At 68.5% G+C, this 16,750-nt stretch carries 23 protein-coding genes; 18 read left to right on the top strand and 5 right to left on the bottom strand.

From position 1 onward, the window contains the following. The first annotated feature begins 14 nt into the window (after positions 1-14). The 11 genes from VZL07_RS27035 to VZL07_RS27085 all read left to right on the top strand — a co-directional run bounded on the left by VZL07_RS27035 (position 15) and on the right by VZL07_RS27085 (position 9,063). Entirely contained in the window at positions 15-686 is a 672-nt protein-coding gene (locus VZL07_RS27035) for a FliH/SctL family protein (protein WP_426750649.1), read from the top strand. 24 nt (positions 687-710) lie between these two features. Next, positions 711-2,024, top strand: coding sequence for a type III secretion system ATPase SctN (sctN, locus tag VZL07_RS27040; RefSeq protein WP_426750651.1), 1,314 nt, complete (start codon positions 711-713; stop codon positions 2,022-2,024). 51 nt (positions 2,025-2,075) lie between these two features. After that, positions 2,076-2,564, top strand: a complete 489-nt coding sequence (locus tag VZL07_RS27045; RefSeq protein WP_426750653.1) for a flagellar assembly protein FliH — start codon at positions 2,076-2,078, stop codon at positions 2,562-2,564. Positions 2,565-2,597: 33 nt separating this feature from the next. Beyond that, positions 2,598-3,509, top strand: a complete 912-nt coding sequence (locus tag VZL07_RS27050) for a flagellar hook-length control protein FliK (protein ID WP_426750654.1) — start codon at positions 2,598-2,600, stop codon at positions 3,507-3,509. Then, positions 3,506-4,906, top strand: coding sequence for a type III secretion system cytoplasmic ring protein SctQ (gene sctQ / locus VZL07_RS27055; RefSeq protein ID WP_426750656.1), 1,401 nt, complete (start codon positions 3,506-3,508; stop codon positions 4,904-4,906). The genes VZL07_RS27050 and sctQ overlap by 4 nt, the downstream gene beginning before the upstream one ends. Before the next feature lie 93 nt (positions 4,907-4,999). Continuing rightward, positions 5,000-5,707: a flagellar biosynthetic protein FliO gene (locus tag VZL07_RS27060; protein WP_426750658.1), complete on the top strand. Its 708-nt coding sequence runs from the start codon at positions 5,000-5,002 to the stop codon at positions 5,705-5,707. A 5-nt stretch (positions 5,708-5,712) separates the two neighbouring features. Beyond that, complete coding sequence (gene sctR / locus VZL07_RS27065; protein WP_426750659.1) at positions 5,713-6,543, top strand: type III secretion system export apparatus subunit SctR; 831 nt, start codon at positions 5,713-5,715, stop codon at positions 6,541-6,543. Positions 6,544-6,555: 12 nt separating this feature from the next. Beyond that, positions 6,556-6,819: a flagellar biosynthesis protein FliQ gene (fliQ, locus tag VZL07_RS27070; RefSeq protein ID WP_090489471.1), complete on the top strand. Its 264-nt coding sequence runs from the start codon at positions 6,556-6,558 to the stop codon at positions 6,817-6,819. Further along, complete coding sequence (locus VZL07_RS27075) at positions 6,816-7,634, top strand: flagellar biosynthetic protein FliR (protein WP_426750660.1); 819 nt, start codon at positions 6,816-6,818, stop codon at positions 7,632-7,634. Before fliQ ends, VZL07_RS27075 begins: the two co-directional genes overlap by 4 nt. Before the next feature lie 21 nt (positions 7,635-7,655). After that, positions 7,656-8,735 carry a type III secretion system export apparatus subunit SctU gene (gene sctU / locus VZL07_RS27080; RefSeq protein WP_426750661.1) on the top strand — a complete coding sequence of 360 codons (1,080 nt, stop codon included), beginning with the start codon at positions 7,656-7,658 and terminating at the stop codon, positions 8,733-8,735. 43 nt (positions 8,736-8,778) lie between these two features. After that, entirely contained in the window at positions 8,779-9,063 is a 285-nt protein-coding gene (locus VZL07_RS27085) for an EscU/YscU/HrcU family type III secretion system export apparatus switch protein (RefSeq protein WP_426750662.1), read from the top strand. On the opposite strand, the gene VZL07_RS27090 is transcribed toward VZL07_RS27085, so the two are convergent. Together VZL07_RS27090 and VZL07_RS27095 are read right to left on the bottom strand one after the other, a co-directional pair. Then, positions 9,060-9,596: a transposase gene (locus VZL07_RS27090; protein ID WP_426750664.1), complete on the bottom strand. Its 537-nt coding sequence runs from the start codon at positions 9,594-9,596 to the stop codon at positions 9,060-9,062. The genes VZL07_RS27085 and VZL07_RS27090 overlap by 4 nt on opposite strands. A 41-nt stretch (positions 9,597-9,637) precedes the next feature. Continuing rightward, positions 9,638-10,156 carry a helix-turn-helix domain-containing protein gene (locus tag VZL07_RS27095; protein ID WP_426750665.1) on the bottom strand — a complete coding sequence of 173 codons (519 nt, stop codon included), beginning with the start codon at positions 10,154-10,156 and terminating at the stop codon, positions 9,638-9,640. A gap of 106 nt (positions 10,157-10,262) precedes the next feature. Between VZL07_RS27095 and VZL07_RS27100 the strand changes: the two genes are divergently transcribed. From VZL07_RS27100 to VZL07_RS27115, 4 genes are all read left to right on the top strand, one after another. Next, the gene (locus VZL07_RS27100) at positions 10,263-10,742 is read left to right on the top strand and encodes a hypothetical protein (RefSeq protein WP_426750667.1); all 480 of its coding nucleotides are present in this window, start codon (positions 10,263-10,265) and stop codon (positions 10,740-10,742) included. A 4-nt stretch (positions 10,743-10,746) separates the two neighbouring features. Then, complete coding sequence (locus VZL07_RS27105; RefSeq protein WP_426750668.1) at positions 10,747-11,223, top strand: SycD/LcrH family type III secretion system chaperone; 477 nt, start codon at positions 10,747-10,749, stop codon at positions 11,221-11,223. 93 nt (positions 11,224-11,316) lie between these two features. Continuing rightward, on the top strand, positions 11,317-11,892 hold the full coding sequence (locus VZL07_RS27110; RefSeq protein ID WP_426750670.1) for a hypothetical protein: 576 nt from the start codon (positions 11,317-11,319) through the stop codon (positions 11,890-11,892). A gap of 97 nt (positions 11,893-11,989) precedes the next feature. Beyond that, entirely contained in the window at positions 11,990-12,358 is a 369-nt protein-coding gene (locus VZL07_RS27115) for a hypothetical protein (protein ID WP_426750671.1), read from the top strand. Between the two features lie 205 nt (positions 12,359-12,563). Here VZL07_RS27115 and VZL07_RS27120 read toward each other — a convergent pair whose 3' ends face one another. After that, positions 12,564-12,791, bottom strand: coding sequence for a hypothetical protein (locus VZL07_RS27120; RefSeq protein WP_426750672.1), 228 nt, complete (start codon positions 12,789-12,791; stop codon positions 12,564-12,566). 257 nt (positions 12,792-13,048) lie between these two features. On the opposite strand from VZL07_RS27120, the gene VZL07_RS27125 reads away from it, so the two are divergent. Further along, a complete protein-coding gene (locus VZL07_RS27125; RefSeq protein ID WP_426750674.1) occupies positions 13,049-14,194 on the top strand; it encodes a DUF1521 domain-containing protein in 1,146 nt (381 codons plus the stop codon). Positions 14,195-14,250: 56 nt separating this feature from the next. After that, complete coding sequence (locus VZL07_RS27130; protein ID WP_426750675.1) at positions 14,251-14,763, top strand: tetratricopeptide repeat protein; 513 nt, start codon at positions 14,251-14,253, stop codon at positions 14,761-14,763. A 148-nt stretch (positions 14,764-14,911) separates the two neighbouring features. On the opposite strand, the gene VZL07_RS27135 is transcribed toward VZL07_RS27130, so the two are convergent. Beyond that, on the bottom strand, positions 14,912-15,139 hold the full coding sequence (locus VZL07_RS27135) for a hypothetical protein (protein ID WP_426750672.1): 228 nt from the start codon (positions 15,137-15,139) through the stop codon (positions 14,912-14,914). A 255-nt stretch (positions 15,140-15,394) separates the two neighbouring features. Here VZL07_RS27135 and VZL07_RS27140 point away from each other — a divergent pair, with 255 nt between their 5' ends. Further along, on the top strand, positions 15,395-15,865 hold the full coding sequence (locus VZL07_RS27140; protein ID WP_426750676.1) for a tetratricopeptide repeat protein: 471 nt from the start codon (positions 15,395-15,397) through the stop codon (positions 15,863-15,865). Positions 15,866-15,905: 40 nt separating this feature from the next. Here VZL07_RS27140 and VZL07_RS27145 read toward each other — a convergent pair whose 3' ends face one another. After that, positions 15,906-16,703 (bottom strand): carboxypeptidase-like regulatory domain-containing protein, encoded by a 798-nt coding sequence (locus tag VZL07_RS27145; protein WP_426750678.1) that lies wholly within the window; start codon positions 16,701-16,703, stop codon positions 15,906-15,908. Positions 16,704-16,750 lie beyond the last annotated feature (47 nt).

Raw genomic sequence — 16,750 nt, forward strand, 5'->3', positions numbered from 1 at the left:
GCAAGGAGCGGCCCATGGCGATCGGCAAGGTGATCAGAGGTGACGGGACGGCGGAGCCGGCGCACGCGCCCGAGCGTCCCGTGCTGCGGCCTCCCCGCGCGGGAGTGATGAACGCCGAGGTCTTCGAGGCCCGGCAGGGCGCCTCCGCCATCCTCGAGGAGGCCCAGCGCGAGAAGGAGCGAATCCTGGCGGAGGCCCAGCGCGAGCGCGAGGAGCTCCTCGCCAAGGCGCGCGAGCAGGGCCGTCAGGAGGGCCTGGCGCAGGCCACGGAGATCATCCTCCGCGCGAAGATGCAGGCGGGGGAGCTGCTGGGCAGCCACGAGCAGGACGTCATCGCGCTGTCGCTCAAGGTGGCGGAGAAGATCATCGGCCGGAGCCTGGAGACGGACCCGGAGCTGATGGTGGAGCTGTGCGCTTCGGCCATCGAGAACCTGCGCAGCGCGCGCTCCATGATTCTGCGGGTCCACCCGAAGACGGCCGCCGTGCTCCGCGCCAAGAAGCCGGTCCTCATGGAGCTCATCGGCCGCGCGGTGGACCTGGCCATCAAGGAGGACCCCGAGGTCGCCCCCGTGGGCTGCATCGTCCAGACGGAGTTCGGCACGGTGGACGCGCAGCTGCCTACGCAGCTGGAGATGCTCCAGAACGTCCTGCTGCCGGACACCGCCCGCAAGGAAGGGCCGGCCTAGGCCGGAGCGTTCAGGGACACGCCCATGGCCATCGACCTCTCGCGGTACTTCGACCTCATCAAGGAAGCCCAGGTCGTGCGCGTGCGCGGCCGCGTCACCGAGCTGACGGGTCTCATCATCAAGGCCAGCGTGCCCAATGTGCGCGTGGGCGAGCTGGTGCTCATCAAGAGCCGCAACCGCGGCTCGGTGAAGGCGGAGGTGGTGGGCTTCCAGGGGGATGAGGTGATGCTCATGCCCCTGGGCGAGCTGCAGGGCATCGGCCCGGACAGCGAGGTCATCCCCACCGGCAAGCCGCTGAGCATCAAGTGCGGAGAGGCGCTGCTGGGGCGCGTGCTCAACGGCATCGGTGAGCCCATGGATGGCCAGCCGCTGCCGGAGGAGGGCCTCATCGACTGGTCCGTGGACCGCGACTGCCCGGACCCCTTCACGCGCCAGCGCATCGAGCGGCCGCTGCCCCTGGGCGTGCGCTGCATCGACGGACTCCTCACGGTGGGCGAAGGCCAGCGCGTGGGCCTCTTCGCAGGCTCCGGCGTGGGCAAGTCCACCTTGATGGGGCAGATTGCCCGCAACACCAAGGCGGACCTCTGCGTGGTGGCCCTCATCGGCGAGCGTGGCCGCGAGGTGCGCGAGTTCATCGAGGACGCCATGGGCGAGGAGGGCATGAAGCGCTCCGTGCTGGTGTGCGCCACCTCCGACCAGCCCAGCCTCGTGCGTCTGCGCGCGGCCTACGTGGCCACCGCCATCGCGGAGTACTTCCGGGAGCGCGGCGGCAACGTGCTCTTCATGCTGGATACCGTGACGCGTCTGGCGCGCGCCCAGCGTGAGATTGGCCTCGCCGTGGGTGAGCCTCCGGCTCGCCAGGGCTACCCGCCGAGCGTGTTCTCCATGCTGCCGCGCATCCTGGAGCGCACGGGCAACTCGGAGAAGGGCAAGTGCACCGCCATCTACACCTGCCTGGTGGCCGGCGGTGACATGGAGGAGCCCATCGCGGACGAGGTCCGCGGTATTCTCGACGGCCACTTCATCCTCAACCGTGCCCTGGGTGAGCGGAACCAGTGGCCGGCCATGGACGTGCTCGCCAGCCTCAGCCGTGTGATGAGCGGCATCGTCTCCAAGGACCACAAGAAGGCCGCGGGGCGCCTGCGCGAGCTGCTCTCCACGTACGAGAAGCAGCGCGACCTCATCCTGCTGGGGGCGTACCAGTACGGGACGGATCCCCGCACGGATCAGGCCATCGACAAGTACGACGCCATCATCGACTTCCTCAAGCAGGACACCCACTCGAACTCGGCCTTCGAGGACACGGTGTCGCAGCTCATCGGCCTGTTCGACGAGTAAGGCACGGGCCAGGGGTGCGCGGCGGGGATTCCGGGTTAGGATGGGCCCACCATGCCCCCGTACCGGTTGCAGGCCCTGCAGGACATGCGCGCCCGGGCCAAGGAAGAGGCGGAGCAGGCCTTTTCCTCCGCCATCAAGGCCCTGGAGAAGGAGAAGGCGGAGCTCCAGCGTCTCATCGATGACCTGGAGCAGCGCAAGCGCGAGCGCAAGGCGAAGGTGGCCGCCTACCTGAAGGAGGTCATGTTCAAGGGCGCCGGCATCAATGGCATGAACATGATGAACCGCTTCGAGGAGCGCCTGAAGGACGAGGAGGCGCAGGTGGCGCTGGAGGTCGAGCGCCAGCGGGAGGCCGTCAAGGTGGCCGAGCGGGTGGTGGAGCAGCGCCGCCGGGAGATGGCGGACGCGGCCAAGGAGCTGAAGGCCATCGAGAAGCACCGCGAGAACTGGCAGAAGCAGGTGAAGTACGAGCGGCAGCAGCGCGAGGAGCTGAACCAGGAGGAGATTGGCAACGCCTTGTTCCTGGCGCGCCAGCGCAAGTAACCTGCCGCCTCCTCAACCCCCTGGAATGACGTCATGAGCCGAGTCGACGACGATCGCGAAGCAGCGCGCCTGGCCGAGCGCCTCCTCCAGGAGAAGAAGCTCGCCGAGGGCCAGGCCAAGAAGCGCCAGGAGGGGGCCTCCGCCTTCCAGCGGCTGATGCAGCAGTCCCAGCAGCCATCGCAGCCGCCGGGCCCGGCGCCCGCGCCGCCCCAGCAGCAGGGCGGCCTGGCGCGGGCGGTGCTCGCCCGGGCCACGCAGCAGGGCAAGACGTTTGGCGAGCGGGTGCAGCAGGAGCAGCAGCCCGCGACGAAGGAGCTGGTCCAGCCGCAGACCCAGTCCATGGCGCAGGCCCAGTCCTCGGAGGCCCGTAGCGGCTCGCGCGCCTCGGACGCCCGGGAGTCCCGGCGCACCGAGGACAAGCGGACCACGGAGACCCGCGAGAAGGACCTGGGCAAGGCCGAGTCGGCCCTGGGGCAGGTCAGCTCCGAGCGGGGCGCCGCCATCCGGGCGGACGCCGACGCGGGCGGTGGCAAGGGCAGCGGCGGCGGCAAGGACAAGAAGGAGGGCGGCTCGGAGGCCATGGCCCCCGGCTTCCGGTTCAACCCGGCGCTGATGGCACCGGTGCCGGTGGCCAAGCCGAAGGACACCGCGGGCTCGGAGCGCCTGCGGGCCCTGGCCAGCGAGATTGCGCAGAAGATCGTGGACCGGGTCCGGGTGGGCACCAACGCCGCCGGCAACGCGGAGTTCCAGATCGACCTGCGCGGCGACGTGCTCAGCGGCCTGTCCATCAAGGTCAGCGCGCGGAACGGGAAGATCTCCGCCACGTTCAGCGGCGACAACCGCGAGGTGCTCAGGCAGCTTGAGGCGGCCAGTGAGGGCCTGCGCACCGCGCTCAGCGGCCGGGGCCTCCGGCTCGAGGACGTCCGCTTCGAGGCGAAGGCATGAGTCTCGAGTCCGAGGAGGAAGGACCGGGCGTCCATGAGCGCACGATGCTGGTGGACCTGCGCCAGCTGCGGCCCTCGCGCCCGGAGCCGCAGGAGGCCCCGGCGGCCCAGGAGCCTCCGGCGCCGCAGGCGCGGACCTGGCAGCCCTTCGTGTTCCGGAACCTGGAGAAGGTCTCCCGGGCCCAGGGGCTGCTCGCGGAGCGGCTTCGCTGGCTGACCCCCGCGCAGGGCACCGCGGCCGCCGTGGCGGCGCGGCTCAAGGAGCTGTTCGACGCGGACGTGCGCCTGACGGTGGAGTCGGTGCAGGTGCGGCCCATGGCCGAGCTCCGGCGCTTCCTGGGCGACCCCACCTTCCTGGCGGTGCTCGCGCCGGGGGCGCTCCAGGGCCGCGCGGTGCTCGAGGTGGAGCTGGCGCTGGCGCACGTGGCGGTGGACCTGCTGCTGGGCGGCGCCGGTGAGACGGTGGGGTTGCGCCCGCTGACGGACATCGAGGAGGGCGTGATGGCCTACGTCGTCCTCGAGGGGCTCAAGCTGCTGGTGCCGGGGCTCCAGCCCGCGGTGCCGCGCCCCCGGCTGGATGGCGTGGCGCGTGGCGTGGACGAGGTCTCCGCCCGGCTGGGGGATGACGGCCCCATGCTGGCGGTCCACCTGCACGCGACCCTGGGGCCGCACAGCGGCATGGTGCGGCTGGTGGTGCCCGCGGCGGTGCTGGACGCGGCCGAGCCGGCGGTGGAGAGCGCGCAGCGGCGCGCGCGGGTGAAGGCGGACCTGGAGGCCTTCGCGAGCCGCCTGTCGGCGGTGCGCACCTGGCTGCGCGCGGAGATTGGCTCGGCGGAGATTTCCGGCCAGGACCTGGCGAGCCTGCGGGTGAAGGACGTGCTCCTGGTGGACGTGCTCTCGGCGCGGCCGGACAAGGGTGAGCAGGGCACGGCGCAGCTGCGGGTGGGGAAGGGGACGGCGGGGCGGGCCGAGGCCGAGGTGTTCGTCGGCGAGGACGGGCGCTACCGGGCCCGCATCACCGACATCGTTCCCGGGGAGCCGGGCCACCCGGGGTCGGCGACCGAGGCGAGCTCGGAGCCCGCGGACGAAGAAGAGGACTTCACGAACCCGGAGCTGGACATGCCTCCGGAACTGGAAGGGGCGGCCTTGGACGATGTGAGCAAGCCGGACGGAAGCGACCTGCTCGGTGACGTGCCCCTGCACATTGCCGTGGAGCTGGCGCGCGTGCCCGTCACCGCGCAGCAGGTGGTGGGGCTGCGCACCGGGCAGGTCATCGAGCTGAACCGCGGTCCAGGGGAGCCGGTGGAGCTGTCCGTCAACGGCAAGGTGGTGGCGCGAGGTGAGCTGGTGGAGCTGGAAGGCCAGCTGGGCGTGCGCATCATCACCCTGGCGGGGTGAGTCCCAGGCGAGGCGAAGCAGGCAGGCAGGTGCGGCCGACCGGGCGGGGCCCGTGGCGGTCCTCCTGCTGATGCACTAGCCTCGCGCCCAGTCATGGCAGTCCTCCATCCCCCTCTCATTCGCCTGTTGCTGGGTGCCGCGCTGGTGTTCGCGCCGGCCGTCGCCATGGCCCAGGCTCCGTCCACGTCCACCCCGGGCGCCCCCATGGTGAAGGCCGAGGCGAACGGCGGGGCCGCGCAGGCGCCCTCCGCGCCTCCTTCCGAGGCCGTTCCGGCGGCACCCTCGCAGGACGCGGACCCCGCGCTGCTGGAGGCGGACCGGGCGCTGGACGCGGAGCTGACGGGCGCGGGGGCCCGGCGCGCGGAGCCGGGCTGGGGCAGCCCTCCGGGTGACACCCTACCGGAGGCCGAGGAGCCGGAGAGCCTGGGCTGGGCGCTGGTGCGCACGCTGCTGGTGCTGGGCGTGGTGGTGGCGTCCATCTACCTCACGCTGAACGTGGGCCTGCGCAAGCTGATGGGGCTCCAGGGCGCGGCCATGGGCCGCCAGCCGCTGGTCTCCGTGGTGGAGCGGCTGCCCCTGGATCAGCGCCGCAGCCTCTTCGTGGTGAAGGCCGCGGACGAGTACCTGCTGGTGGGCGGCGGCGAGGGCGGTTTGCAGCTGTTGTCGAAGCTGGATGTGGAGGCGGTGGAGCGCATTCGCGCGCAGCGCCCGCAGACGAACGCAGTTCCACTGAGCCCATTCCTCCAGAAGCTCCTCTCCCGCCGCGGCGGTGGCTCGCCTTCCCAGCCCCCCGGCTCCTGACGACCGTGCCCGTGAAACTCTTCTCCCCTGACCGTCCCCGTCTCCCGCGCGTCGCGCCCTGGCTGTTCGCGGCCGCGGTCGCCGTCCATCCCTTCACGGCGCTCGCCCAGAAGCGCGGGGGCCCGGCCATTCCCGACTCGGTGGTCAACGAGGCCGTCAACAGCGACTCGTTCGCCTCGCGCCCGCTCATCCTCATCCTCGCGCTCGCGGCCATGGGCCTGGTGCCCTTCGCGCTGATGATGGTGACCAGCTTCGTGAAGATTTCGGTGGTGCTCTCCATCGTCCGCTCGGCGCTGGGCACGCAGCAGATTCCGCCCACCCAGGTCATCACCGGCCTGGCGGTCATCCTCACCGTCTACATCATGGCCCCGGTGGGCCAGCAGATGTACCGCGCGGCGGGCGTGGACATCTGGGCGAAGGGGCCCGGCGTCTTCTCCTCGGAGACGGTGGGGTCCATGCTGAACGCGGCCGGCAAGTCCAAGGAGCCGCTGCGTGAGTGGCTCATGAAGAAGGTCACCACCAAGGACCGCGCGCTCTTCTACAACCTCGCCAAGAAGATGCGCCAGGGCGAGGACCGCGATGCCGTGGAGGACAAGGACTTCATGGTCATCATCCCGGCCTTCGTGGTGTCCGAGCTGAAGGAGGCCTTCCAGATAGGCTTCCTCCTGTTCGTCCCGTTCATCGTCATCGACATGGTGGTGGCCAACATCCTGCTGGCGCTGGGCATGCACATGCTGTCGCCGACCACCATCTCCATGCCGTTCAAGCTGCTGCTGTTCGTGCTCGTGGACGGTTGGTATCTCATCGCCAAGGGCCTGGTCGTTGGCTACCTGTAGGAAGAGGGCTCCATGAATCAGCTCACGTTCATCACCCAGGAGGCCCTGTTCCTGGTGCTCGTCGCGTCGGCGCCGCCGGTGCTGATGAGCCTGCTGGTGGGGTTCGTCATCTCGCTGTTCCAGGCCACCACGCAGATTCAGGAGCAGACGCTCACCTTCGCGCCGAAGGTGGTCGCCGTCTTCGGCATCCTGGCGCTGGCGGGCCCGTGGATTGGCAGCCAGCTGGTGCGCTTCACGTTCCACGTCTTCGACAGGTTCCCCGCGCTCATCAAATGAACGTCGCGGACCTCGTGGCAGAGCTGGGCACCCGGGCCAACGTCTCGGCGGTCATCTTCACGGTGGCGCTGGTGATGTGCCGGGTGATGCCCGTGCTCATCTTCAGCCCCTTCCTGGGCGGCGAGGTGGTCCCCACCGAGCTGAAGATGGGCATCGGGCTGACGCTCTCCATCGTCCTCTATCCGCTCATCGCGGGCTCGGTGCCGTCCATCCCCACGAGCGCGATGCCGTACATCGCGCTGATGGCGAAGGAGGTCTTCGTCGGCTTCACGATGGCCTTCGTCATCAACACGCTCTTCGAGGCGGCGCGCGTGGCCGGCAACCTGGTGGACACCATGTCCGGCAGCAACAACGCGCAGCTGTACGTGCCGCAGCTCGGACAGCAGGTGACGCTCTTCTCCAGCTTCAAGGTCCAGCTCGCGGTGGTGCTGTTCCTCACCCTGGACGGGCACCACCGGGTCATCCAGGCGCTGGGGGACAGCCTCGTGGCGATTCCGCTGGACGGCTTCCCCCGCTTCACCGACGGGCCGTGGCCCTTCTTCGACATGATGCTCCGCGTGTTCGCGGACCTGCTCCGGGTGAGCCTGGCGCTGGCCGCGCCGGCCATGCTGGCCACCTTCCTCACCGACGTGGCGCTGGGCGCCATCAACCGCGTGGCGCCGCAAATCCAGGTGTTCTTCATCTCGATGTCCATCAAGCCCCTGGTGAGCGTGCTCCTCGTGTTCCTGGTGGTGGGCGCGCTGATGACCCGCATGCAGGGGGAGATGGCCCACATGCTGCGGATGCTGAACCAGGCCCTGCGGCTCCTGTCCTGAGCCCCTCATCCCGGACACGCCATGTCGGACGAGAGCGGAGAAAAAACAGAGGAGCCATCCCAGAAGAAGCTGGATGACTCACGCAAGAAGGGTCAGGTCTGGAAGAGCAAGGACCTGAGCGGCGTGGGCGTGCTGCTGGTGGGCCTGGGCGCGCTCAAGTTCAGCTGGGACATGATGGAGACGGAGCTGACGTCGCTCTTCGCGTTCTCCTTCGACCACCTGTCGAACCCCGAGGGCCTGGCGGTGGCCACCGGGCAGATGCTCTATCTGGGCCTGCGCGCGCTGCTGCTGGTGTCGCTGCCGGTGCTGGCGGGCGGGGCCATTGTCGGCGGACTGATGGAGTACCTCCAGGTGGGGACGCTCTTCACCATGGATCCGCTGATGCCGAAGATGGAGAAGCTCAACCCCATCCAGGGCTTGAAGAACCTGCTCAACAAGAAGGCGATTGTTGAGCTGCTGAAGAACCTCATCAAAATCACCGTCACCGCCTACGTCGTCTACGGCGTGGTGCGGGACTCCATGCCCCTGGTGGCGGAGACGGTGCGCCAGGACACGCGCGCCATCATGAGCATCATGGGGGAGCTGGTGACGCGCGTGGCCACGCGGGTGGCGCTGCTGTTCGTCCTCTTCGGCGTCTTCGACGTCTGGTGGCAGCGCAAGTCCTTCATGAAGGACATGATGATGACGAAGGAGGAGGTCAAGAAGGAGTACAAGCAGAGCGAGGGCGACCCGCACCACAAGGCCAAGCGCAAGGAGATGCACCAGGAAATCATGGAGGGTGCGCAGATGGAGGCCGTGCGCGAGGCGGACGTCATCGTCACCAACCCGGACCACGTGGCGGTGGCCCTCAAGTACGACCGGGAGAAGGACGGCGCGCCGCGCGTGCTCGCCCGGGGCATCGACTTCAAGGCCGAGCGCATCAAGGCCATTGCCCGCGAGCAGGACGTGCCCACGCTGCGCAACGTGCCCCTGGCCCACGCCCTGTTGCGGGTGGAGGTGGGGCACGAAATCCCGGAGGAGCTGTACGACGCGGTCGCCGAGGTCCTCAACTTCGTCTACGGCCTGAAGGCCGGCCAGCCGGCCCCCGAGGGCCGCGCGTGACGGGGCGGGGTGCGGCTATCATGCAGGGACAGCGGGGCCTTCCATGAGTGACGACGCCGAAATCGCCATCGCGCTGAAGTACGACAAGGAGAAGGACGGCGCTCCGCGCGTGGTGGCCAAGGGCATGCGGCTCAAGGCGGAGAAGATTCGCGAGATTGCCCGGGAGCACAACATCCCGGTCATGCGGAACGTGAACCTGGCCAACGCCCTCTACCGCGTGGACGTGGGGCAGGAGATTCCCGAAGAGCTATATGACGCCGTGGCCGAGGTCCTGAACTTCGTCTACGAGCTGCAGCGCGAGCAGGCGGCCGCGGCCAATCGGCGCTAAGTAGGTCGCCAGAAGTTCTCTAACAAATCGCGCAGCCAGAAGCCCTCGGCGAGGCAGCCTGCCTTGCGGAGGGCGTCCTGGGGCGAGAGGGCTAGCACCCACTCGATGGCGGCGTCGACGTGCTGCTCCACCGTAGGGTACTGCCGATTGGCCGACACGTGCTGCTTGAGCGGACGCCAAAGGTGGTCCATGCAGTTGAGCTCCGAGCGCTGCTTGGGCAGCAGCACCAGGTGGATACCGAGACGAGCGGCGAGCCGCTGAGACTTCTGGGCGGTGTGACAGCTGGCCCTGTCGAGCACCAGCAGCAGTGAGCGACCGGGGTAGGCAGCGCGCAGTGCACGCAGGAAGGCCATGAAGTCCTCCTGCCTGCCGCGCCGGGTCGCCATGACGACGCGCCTGCCGGTGCGTGGATTGATGGCGCCCCACAGCGTGCGCTTGGCATTCTCGCCGGTAATTTTCACCAACGCCTGCTCGCCTACCGGAGTCCACATCGCGCGCAGCGGTGGAAACCAGCGCAGCAGCGTGCTGTCCATGACAAGCAGCACCGCCCGGGGCCACTGGCGCTTGAGCCGCTTCAGACGGCGAACAAGGCCCCCTTTTTCTGCCCCGGGTGAGGCGCCGCCGTCGCATACACGTACCGCGGCCGCTTCCACGCCAGGCCCGCCTCATGCAACCGTCGGCGCAGCGTGCGGGCTGACACCTCGAAACCCTTGCGCTTCAGGTGGGTGCACAGCAGCGGCACCGTCCAGCCATGGCTGGCCCAGCCCGCCTTCTCGGGACTGGCGCGTACCACCCTGCGCAGACGCTCAGAGGTCAGACGCGGGGCTTTTCTGGGCCGCCCTGAGCGCGGGGCATCCACCAGTGCGGACGGGGTGCGCTTTGTCAGGTAGCGCTCCAACCAGAAGTAGACGGCCGGCCGACTCAAGGCCGCCAGGTGCGAGGCCTCGCCCGGGCCTTTGCCCTCGGCGATGAGCTTGATGGCGAGAAGGCGGCGGAAGTGGCGGGCATCGCGTGCCTGCCGCAGCGCCCGCTCCAGCTTCCGCCTGTCGTATGCTGTCAGCCCCAGCTCGGCAGGGCTCCTTGCCGGTCGCATGCCCTGGAAGCTGTGCATGCGGCCGGAATTTGTCTCGGAACTTCTGGCGGCCTACTTAGGGGGGCTGGACGTCCCCCACCCATCTGGAGTGAGGTTCGGTATCACGATGGCCAGAATCAACAATCCGTCTCCGAATCCGTCCCTGTGGCCCTGGGGCGGTCCCCGCAGCGTCCGTGAGCGGCTCGTCGACCCGTCGCAGGTCGACCGGAAGAAGCTTCGCAAGGCGGCCAACCCGAAGAACCCCGCGCTGGCGTCCGCGGCGCTGCTGGACTTCATCGGGCCGGCGCACTCCTCGGAGGAGCTCCGCCTGCCGCTGCCCCCGCACCCGGGCGGGCACGACGCGGACCTGGAGGGCTTCAGCGACCGGCCCCACCTGGCCAGCGTGGCGGGCCGCGGCCACGAGGACCAGCGCCGCATGCTGGAGCGGGGCCTGGGCAAGGTGAAGGCGGCGCCCGACCGGCTCGAGCGCCTCAAGGCGCTGCTGCACCGCGAGTCCGCCATGCTGTCGCTGGTGGATCAGGTCAACGAGGAGACGAAGGAGATCATCCGGCGCATGTGGGACGCGCAGAAGGACGAGGGCTACTAGCACCATGCCGGCCCTGGACCCGGATGATCCGAAGGACGAGGCGAAGCTGGATGCCCTGCTGCAGCGCTGGGCGGACGGCAAGGCCACGCTGCGCGAGGTGCGTGGCTACTCGGACGATGAGCTCTACGCCATCGCCAAGACGGCCTATTTCTTCTTCTACCAGGGCCGGGTGAACGAGGCGCGCACGCTCTTCCAGGGGCTGTACGCCGTCAACCCGACGGACGCGTACTTCGCCAAGGCCCTGGGCGTGGTGGAGATGGCCGCGGGGAACGGCCAGGGGGCGCTCGCCGCCTTCGACGTGGCCGCGAAGCTGTCGCCCCAGGACCCCTCCGTCTACGTGGGCCGCGCCGAGGTGAAGCTGGCCCTGGGCCAGAAGCCCCAGGCCCTGGAGGACCTGCGGCGGGCGGCGGCGATGCAGCCCGGGGACGACCCGGTGGTGCGCAAGGCCGTGGCCATGATTTCCGCCTTGAGCCGCCGCTGAGGGCGGCATTTCACATCCGGAATCGACTGATCTTCCGGGGAGTCTGGTAGGCTGCCCGGCGCTCAATTCTTCGTCGTCAGGGAGGTCGTTGACATGTCGAACCCGAATCCTGATCCGCGCGTCCCCGCCCAGATGCCTCCGGAGGCTCCCCCCGAGATTCTCGCCAAGCGCGAGGGCATCATCACCGAGCTGGAGAACCAGGCGAAGTCCGCGACGGGCACGCTGCAGCAGGTGATGCGGAAGATGGCCGGGCTGCTGGCCAACACGCGGCCTGGCTCTTCCCTGAACTTCCAGCTGTATCAGGACGTGAAGGATGCCTTTTCCCGGCACCTGAACGAGGCGTCGAAGACGCCGGCGCTGGCCACCATGCCCCCCGTCGTGACGGAGGCCGTGGAGTGGATGCAGGCCTACCTGGCCGCGCGCGGGTTCGCGACGGAAGACGCCCCTGCTGCCGCCGCGCCCGTCGCCGCGCCGGCGCCTGCTCCCGCCGCGGGCGCGCCCAAGGGGGCGAAGGATGCGTTCGAGACGAGCAGCAAGAAGCACGGGGCGCTGACCGGAGACGTGCCGCCGCCGCCGTCCGTTCAGCCGGACGTCAAGGCCGAGCAGAAGGAGCTGGAGTCCTTCAAGGCCTGGATGAAGAACCCGAGCCTGGGCAAGCTCAAGGGCTAGCGCCAGGACGGGCCTCCCGGCGTCGGTGACGCAACTTCAGGCCTGGCGCCTCCGATAACTCAGTCGAGACGTTCCTTCCCTCTCGAGGAGTCGCTCCATGAGCATCAAGATTTCGAACACCCAGACGACTGCACGGTCTTCGGCGCCCACTGCCACGGAGAAGAAGCAGGCCTGGCAGGGCGTGCTGGATGCCGCCGTCAACCGGATGAATGATCCGGAGATCAAGGGCAGCCTGAAGCACCTGGGCGACAACCGGATCAATCAGGTGAAGGAGAAGGTCCAGGCGGACATGGAGGCGTTCATCCGGAACAACCCCAACGCCACGACCGCGGAGATCAAGGCCGAGGCCGAGAAGACCACGTCGAAGCACGAGACGAACGCGGTCATCAACAAGATGCGGGACGACAACTTCTTCAACAACTTGATGAACCGCCGCAAGGAGCTCCTCAAGGACATGTGGGAGTAGTCGCCAGCGAGCACACGCTGCCCACAGCCGGATGCTTCACCTGCCGCCGCCCGGGTCCTCGACCGGGGCGGCGGTGTCGTTTTCAGGGGCAGTCACCGCGTGTCAGCGTGGGTGGGGCGGCCGAACCTGGCGCCCGCGACGCCCAAAAGAAAAGGACCAGCCCCCGAAGAGGGGGCTGGTCCCGAGAGCTGCGCTGCAACCTCGATTACTTGAGGTTGGAGATCTGGCTCATCGCGATCTGGTTGAGCATCTTCATGATGTTGGAGACGAAGGCGACGGTCTCCTGGCGCTTCTGGAGCATCAGCTGGGCCTCGGCGCGGTCGCGGTCGACGCCCGTCAGACCGGCGAGGGACTTCTGCTCGAGGGCGCTGAGGCCCTGGCTGTGACCGAGGGCCTTGGTGAGGGCGGCGGCGGAAGCGGTAGCGGTGGTCATGGCGTTCTCCAGAAGTTTGGAAAGCGAGTGGTTTGCGGCGGCGCTGCTTACATACGGATTATGGGGAAATGGGGGCCGGAAGTTTCCTCCCCATTTTCCGATCCATTTTTCCCGGCTGACAAGGGGAGGGCCCCGGGGCGGGGCGGCCTCCCCCATTTTTCTGACCTGGGGGTGGCTCTCGACGCGAAACTCCCGGGGCTCCGCTGCGACAATAAGGTGAATCGGTACCGAACATTTCCTCCCCCGGGAGCATCGACATGTCGAACGGAATTGGCGGAGTGGGTGGCAATCGGCAGCTCACCACGACGCAGGCGCAGGGCAACGTCAATACCTCAACGATTGCGCGGAATGCTCAGCTCATCGAGTCGACGCTGAATCTGGTGGAGAAGGCGGTCGGCCTCGCGGAGAAGGCGGTGGGCGTCGCGGGGCAGGCGCTGGATCAGATGTCCCAGGCTGCTCCGACGAAGCAGGCCGACACCGCGGGGGTGAGCGGCGCGTTTCCGGCCGAGCCCCCCAACCCCCTGGACGCCGTGCGGGAGGCCAACTCCCTGAAGGTGTCCGAAGATGGGAAGATCACCACCCCCGGTGGCTACGTCATCGAGCAGCTCGGTCAGTTCGAGTGGAAGGTCACCGGGCCGGACGGCGAGCACACCCGGGTCTGGGGTGACCCGCACGTTGACGAGAGCGACGGCGGCAAGTTCGACTTCAAGCGCGACACGGCGTTCGTCCTGGGCGACGGCACCCACATCAACGTCACGTGCAAGCCCTGGGGCAACGGCATGACGGTGACGGGCCAGCTCGACATCGTCTCCGGTGACAGCCACGTGCGCGTGACGGACATCGACAAGGGCAAGGGCAAGGTCGGCAAGGTCACCCAGGACGGCGTCGACGAGGTCGTCCGCTTCCACTCGGCTTCGAAGACGGACTTCTTCAACATGGGGAAGACCACGGCCGACTGGACCTTCGAGGGCCGCGAAATCACGGGCGACACCAACGGCGGCGAGACCTTCAAGACGGGGGATGTGGTCATCACCGAGGGGCGCACGCCGGCGTTCAACTACTCGGCGAAGGCCGACTCCCCGTATGCCGGCCTCAAGGCGCAGACCTGGGACATGGGGACGTCGTCGTCGGCCTCGGCCCAGAAGCCGCTGTGGTCGGAGCTGGGCAAGCTGAACGAGAAGTTCGAGTCCATCAGCAAGGCGTTCGACCAGCTGAAGAACACGAGCGCGAACGGCTTCAACCCCTACCGCAAGGCGGACGACCTGTTTGGCTCGTACGACAAGGCGCAGCACCGCGCCGGGCTGAACGAGGCCTTCAAGGCGCTGAGCGGCATGTTCGGAACCCTGGAGCGGCTGTCGAAGCTGGATGATATCGTCCGCTTCCGCGGTCCCCAGTCGTTCTAGCTGTTGGACGTACGCTTCCGGGCCCGGAGGACTCCGGGCCCTTTTCTGAGGTTGGCGTGAGCGACAGAGCTCCCAAGGGTGAGACGAAGCAGGATGCCGTTCCCGAGGCTGTCGCGGAGGCTGTCATCCGGGGGGAGCTCACCCTGGGGCAGTTCCTTGGCATCTCCGACGAGCAGCTTTATGGCTGGGCGAACAAGGCTCACCAGCTCCTGCAGGCGGGGAGCACCTCCCAGGCGCTGCAGATCTTCAGGGGGCTGGTCGTGGCCTCGCCCACCAACGCCGTCTTCCATGCGCAGCTCGCGGCGACGTACATGACGCTGGAGCGCTTCGACGAGGCGTTCGAGGAGTTCCAGCTGGCGCTCCAGTTCAACGAGGGCCATGTGGATGCACTCGTGGGCCGCGGGGAAATCCACCTGCGCCGCGGCCACGTGCCCGAGGCGCTCGCGGACCTCAGCAAGGCCATCCAGCGGGATCCGGGGCTCAACCGCCGGGCGACGCAGCGCGCTCACGCGACGCTGCGGACCTTGAAGCAGCAGGCGGAGCAGCTCCAGAAGCCGAAGACGCGCTAGGTTCCAGGCCGCGTCCAGCACGCCAGGTCCGAGTCGAGCGGAGGTCGCTCGACCCGGACCTCGTCGTTTTCAGCGCCCGCGACGCCCAAAAGAAAAGGACCAGCCCCCGAAGAGGGGACTGGTCCCGAGAGCTGCGCTGCAACCTCGATTACTTGAGGTTGGAGATCTGGCTCATCGCGATCTGGTTGAGCATCTTCATGATGTTGGAGACGAAGGCGACGGTCTCCTGGCGCTTCTGGAGCATCAGCTGGGCCTCGGCGCGGTCGCGGTCGACGCCCGTCAGACCGGCGAGGGACTTCTGCTCGAGGGCGCTGAGGCCCTGGCTGTGACCGAGGGCCTTGGTGAGGGCGGCGGCGGAAGCGGTAGCGGTGGTCATGGCGTTCTCCAGAAGTTTGGAAAGCGAGTGGTTTGCGGCGGCGCTGCTTACATACGGATTATGGGGGAACGGGGGCCGGAAGTTTCCTCCCCATTTTCTGATCCATTTTTTCCCGCTGGGGCCGGAAGAACGCGCCAGGAGGGGCGCACCGTTTTGGTGGAAAAGCCGATAACAGTCTAAGCTCCCGGCGCCCGGTGCCGCTTGCCCTACCGGCCGCCGGGGCCGTCCTCCCGCCCTCGTGAGGGATGTGTGCAGATGACGACTGAATCCAAGGCTTCGGTGACCAACGACGACGTGAAGCCCCTGTCCGGTCCGGAGATGCTCGAGCGGGCCACGGAAGGCTTCAACCTCTTCCAGGACGGCCGCTTCCGCGAGTCGCTGACCTTGTTCCAGTCCCTGGCGGCCATGGACCCCACCGAGGCCTACTTCCAGACGGCGCTGGGGGCCTGCCACCTGGCGCTGGAGGACCTGGACCTGGCCGAGTCCTACTTCAATCGCGCCATCGAGCTGGACCCCACCGACCTCACGCCCTTCGTCAACCGTGGCGAGGTCCACCTGCGGCTGGGCAAGGTCCACGAGGCCGCCCGGGACTTCAATCACGCGGTGGGCCTGGATCCGGAAGGGCAGGACCCGCTCAGCGCGCGCGCCCGGATGCTGGCCGCGGCGGCGCTGGAGAGCGCCGAGGAGTCGCCCTCCACCGAGTCTGGCAGCGACGGCGCCGCATAGGGCCGGGCCGTGCTCGGCCCGGGCCCACCCCCAGCCGGGCTCAGGGGAACTTCAGCTCCAGGTCCATGCGGTACAGGTCCTCCATGACGGGCTGGAAGTCCGCCGTCACGGACTCGGCATAGTTGCCCTGGTCCTGCACACGCACCACCAGGGGGCGCACGGCCTGGCCCGGCGGAGCATAGCGACCCGTCACCGTGTAGCGGCCCAGCGGCAGGTCCTGGAGCCCGAAGCCGTCCGGCGTGCTGGTGCCACGGCCCGTCACCGGTGCCCCGGTGCTGCCGTCCACCAGCGGCCCCGTCGGCGTCAGCGTCAGCTCGATGTGCTCACGCGTCACCGCCTGGTCCGGGTCGGAAGGATCCACATAGTCCCTGAGGTCGAAATAGACGCCGCTGCCGTAGAAGCCGCCTCCCGGACGCGTGCCCGTGAGCTTCCAGGTGAAGTCCCGGACGGCGCCCTCGTTCCCCGCGAAGGGGCTCGGGTTTCTGGGATGCAGGTCGAACGTGTAGGTGCGGCCGTTGAACTCGCGCTGGAGGCTCGCGCTGGTGTTCCACGTCACCGCCGCCCGGCCCAGGTCCAGCCGGTAGGTGCCGTCCGCGCCGGTGACGCCCACGACGTTGGAATCGCCGAGGAACTGGTTGTCGGCCACGACCTCCACCCCCGCCAGCGGCTTGCCGGTGGCGTCCGTGGCCCGGCCCTTGACGACGTGGGCCTCGGTGTTCCCGGGGTTGGGGGGCGGGTTCGGGGTCGAGGAGCCATTGTCCGAGCAGGCTGAACAGGCCAGGGACGCCCCCAGCAGCAACAACGGAAGACCCCTGCCCACGGCACTCTTCAGTCGCATCGTGTTCTCCCAGGTATCTCGTGGCCTGCCCCGGCCCTCCAGGATGG

This window comes from Pseudomyxococcus flavus (assembly GCF_050038885.1).
Taxonomy (GTDB): Bacteria; Myxococcota; Myxococcia; order Myxococcales; family Myxococcaceae; genus Myxococcus; species Myxococcus flavus.

Coding starts and splice junctions, on each gene's coding strand:
- VZL07_RS27145 (WP_426750678.1), bottom strand. CDS start 16,703: ATGCGACTGAAGAGTGCCGTGGGCAGGGGTCTTCCGTTGTTGCTGCTG.
- VZL07_RS27120 (WP_426750672.1), bottom strand. CDS start 12,791: ATGACCACCGCTACCGCTTCCGCCGCCGCCCTCACCAAGGCCCTCGGT.
- VZL07_RS27035 (WP_426750649.1), top strand. CDS start 15: ATGGCGATCGGCAAGGTGATCAGAGGTGACGGGACGGCGGAGCCGGCG.
- VZL07_RS27125 (WP_426750674.1), top strand. CDS start 13,049: ATGTCGAACGGAATTGGCGGAGTGGGTGGCAATCGGCAGCTCACCACG.
- VZL07_RS27075 (WP_426750660.1), top strand. CDS start 6,816: ATGAACGTCGCGGACCTCGTGGCAGAGCTGGGCACCCGGGCCAACGTC.
- VZL07_RS27105 (WP_426750668.1), top strand. CDS start 10,747: ATGCCGGCCCTGGACCCGGATGATCCGAAGGACGAGGCGAAGCTGGAT.
- sctN (WP_426750651.1), top strand. CDS start 711: ATGGCCATCGACCTCTCGCGGTACTTCGACCTCATCAAGGAAGCCCAG.
- VZL07_RS27085 (WP_426750662.1), top strand. CDS start 8,779: ATGAGTGACGACGCCGAAATCGCCATCGCGCTGAAGTACGACAAGGAG.
- sctU (WP_426750661.1), top strand. CDS start 7,656: ATGTCGGACGAGAGCGGAGAAAAAACAGAGGAGCCATCCCAGAAGAAG.
- VZL07_RS27090 (WP_426750664.1), bottom strand. CDS start 9,596: ATGGACAGCACGCTGCTGCGCTGGTTTCCACCGCTGCGCGCGATGTGG.
- VZL07_RS27100 (WP_426750667.1), top strand. CDS start 10,263: ATGGCCAGAATCAACAATCCGTCTCCGAATCCGTCCCTGTGGCCCTGG.
- VZL07_RS27135 (WP_426750672.1), bottom strand. CDS start 15,139: ATGACCACCGCTACCGCTTCCGCCGCCGCCCTCACCAAGGCCCTCGGT.
- sctQ (WP_426750656.1), top strand. CDS start 3,506: ATGAGTCTCGAGTCCGAGGAGGAAGGACCGGGCGTCCATGAGCGCACG.
- VZL07_RS27060 (WP_426750658.1), top strand. CDS start 5,000: ATGGCAGTCCTCCATCCCCCTCTCATTCGCCTGTTGCTGGGTGCCGCG.
- VZL07_RS27045 (WP_426750653.1), top strand. CDS start 2,076: ATGCCCCCGTACCGGTTGCAGGCCCTGCAGGACATGCGCGCCCGGGCC.
- VZL07_RS27115 (WP_426750671.1), top strand. CDS start 11,990: ATGAGCATCAAGATTTCGAACACCCAGACGACTGCACGGTCTTCGGCG.
- VZL07_RS27140 (WP_426750676.1), top strand. CDS start 15,395: ATGACGACTGAATCCAAGGCTTCGGTGACCAACGACGACGTGAAGCCC.
- fliQ (WP_090489471.1), top strand. CDS start 6,556: ATGAATCAGCTCACGTTCATCACCCAGGAGGCCCTGTTCCTGGTGCTC.
- VZL07_RS27050 (WP_426750654.1), top strand. CDS start 2,598: ATGAGCCGAGTCGACGACGATCGCGAAGCAGCGCGCCTGGCCGAGCGC.
- VZL07_RS27095 (WP_426750665.1), bottom strand. CDS start 10,156: ATGCGACCGGCAAGGAGCCCTGCCGAGCTGGGGCTGACAGCATACGAC.
- VZL07_RS27110 (WP_426750670.1), top strand. CDS start 11,317: ATGTCGAACCCGAATCCTGATCCGCGCGTCCCCGCCCAGATGCCTCCG.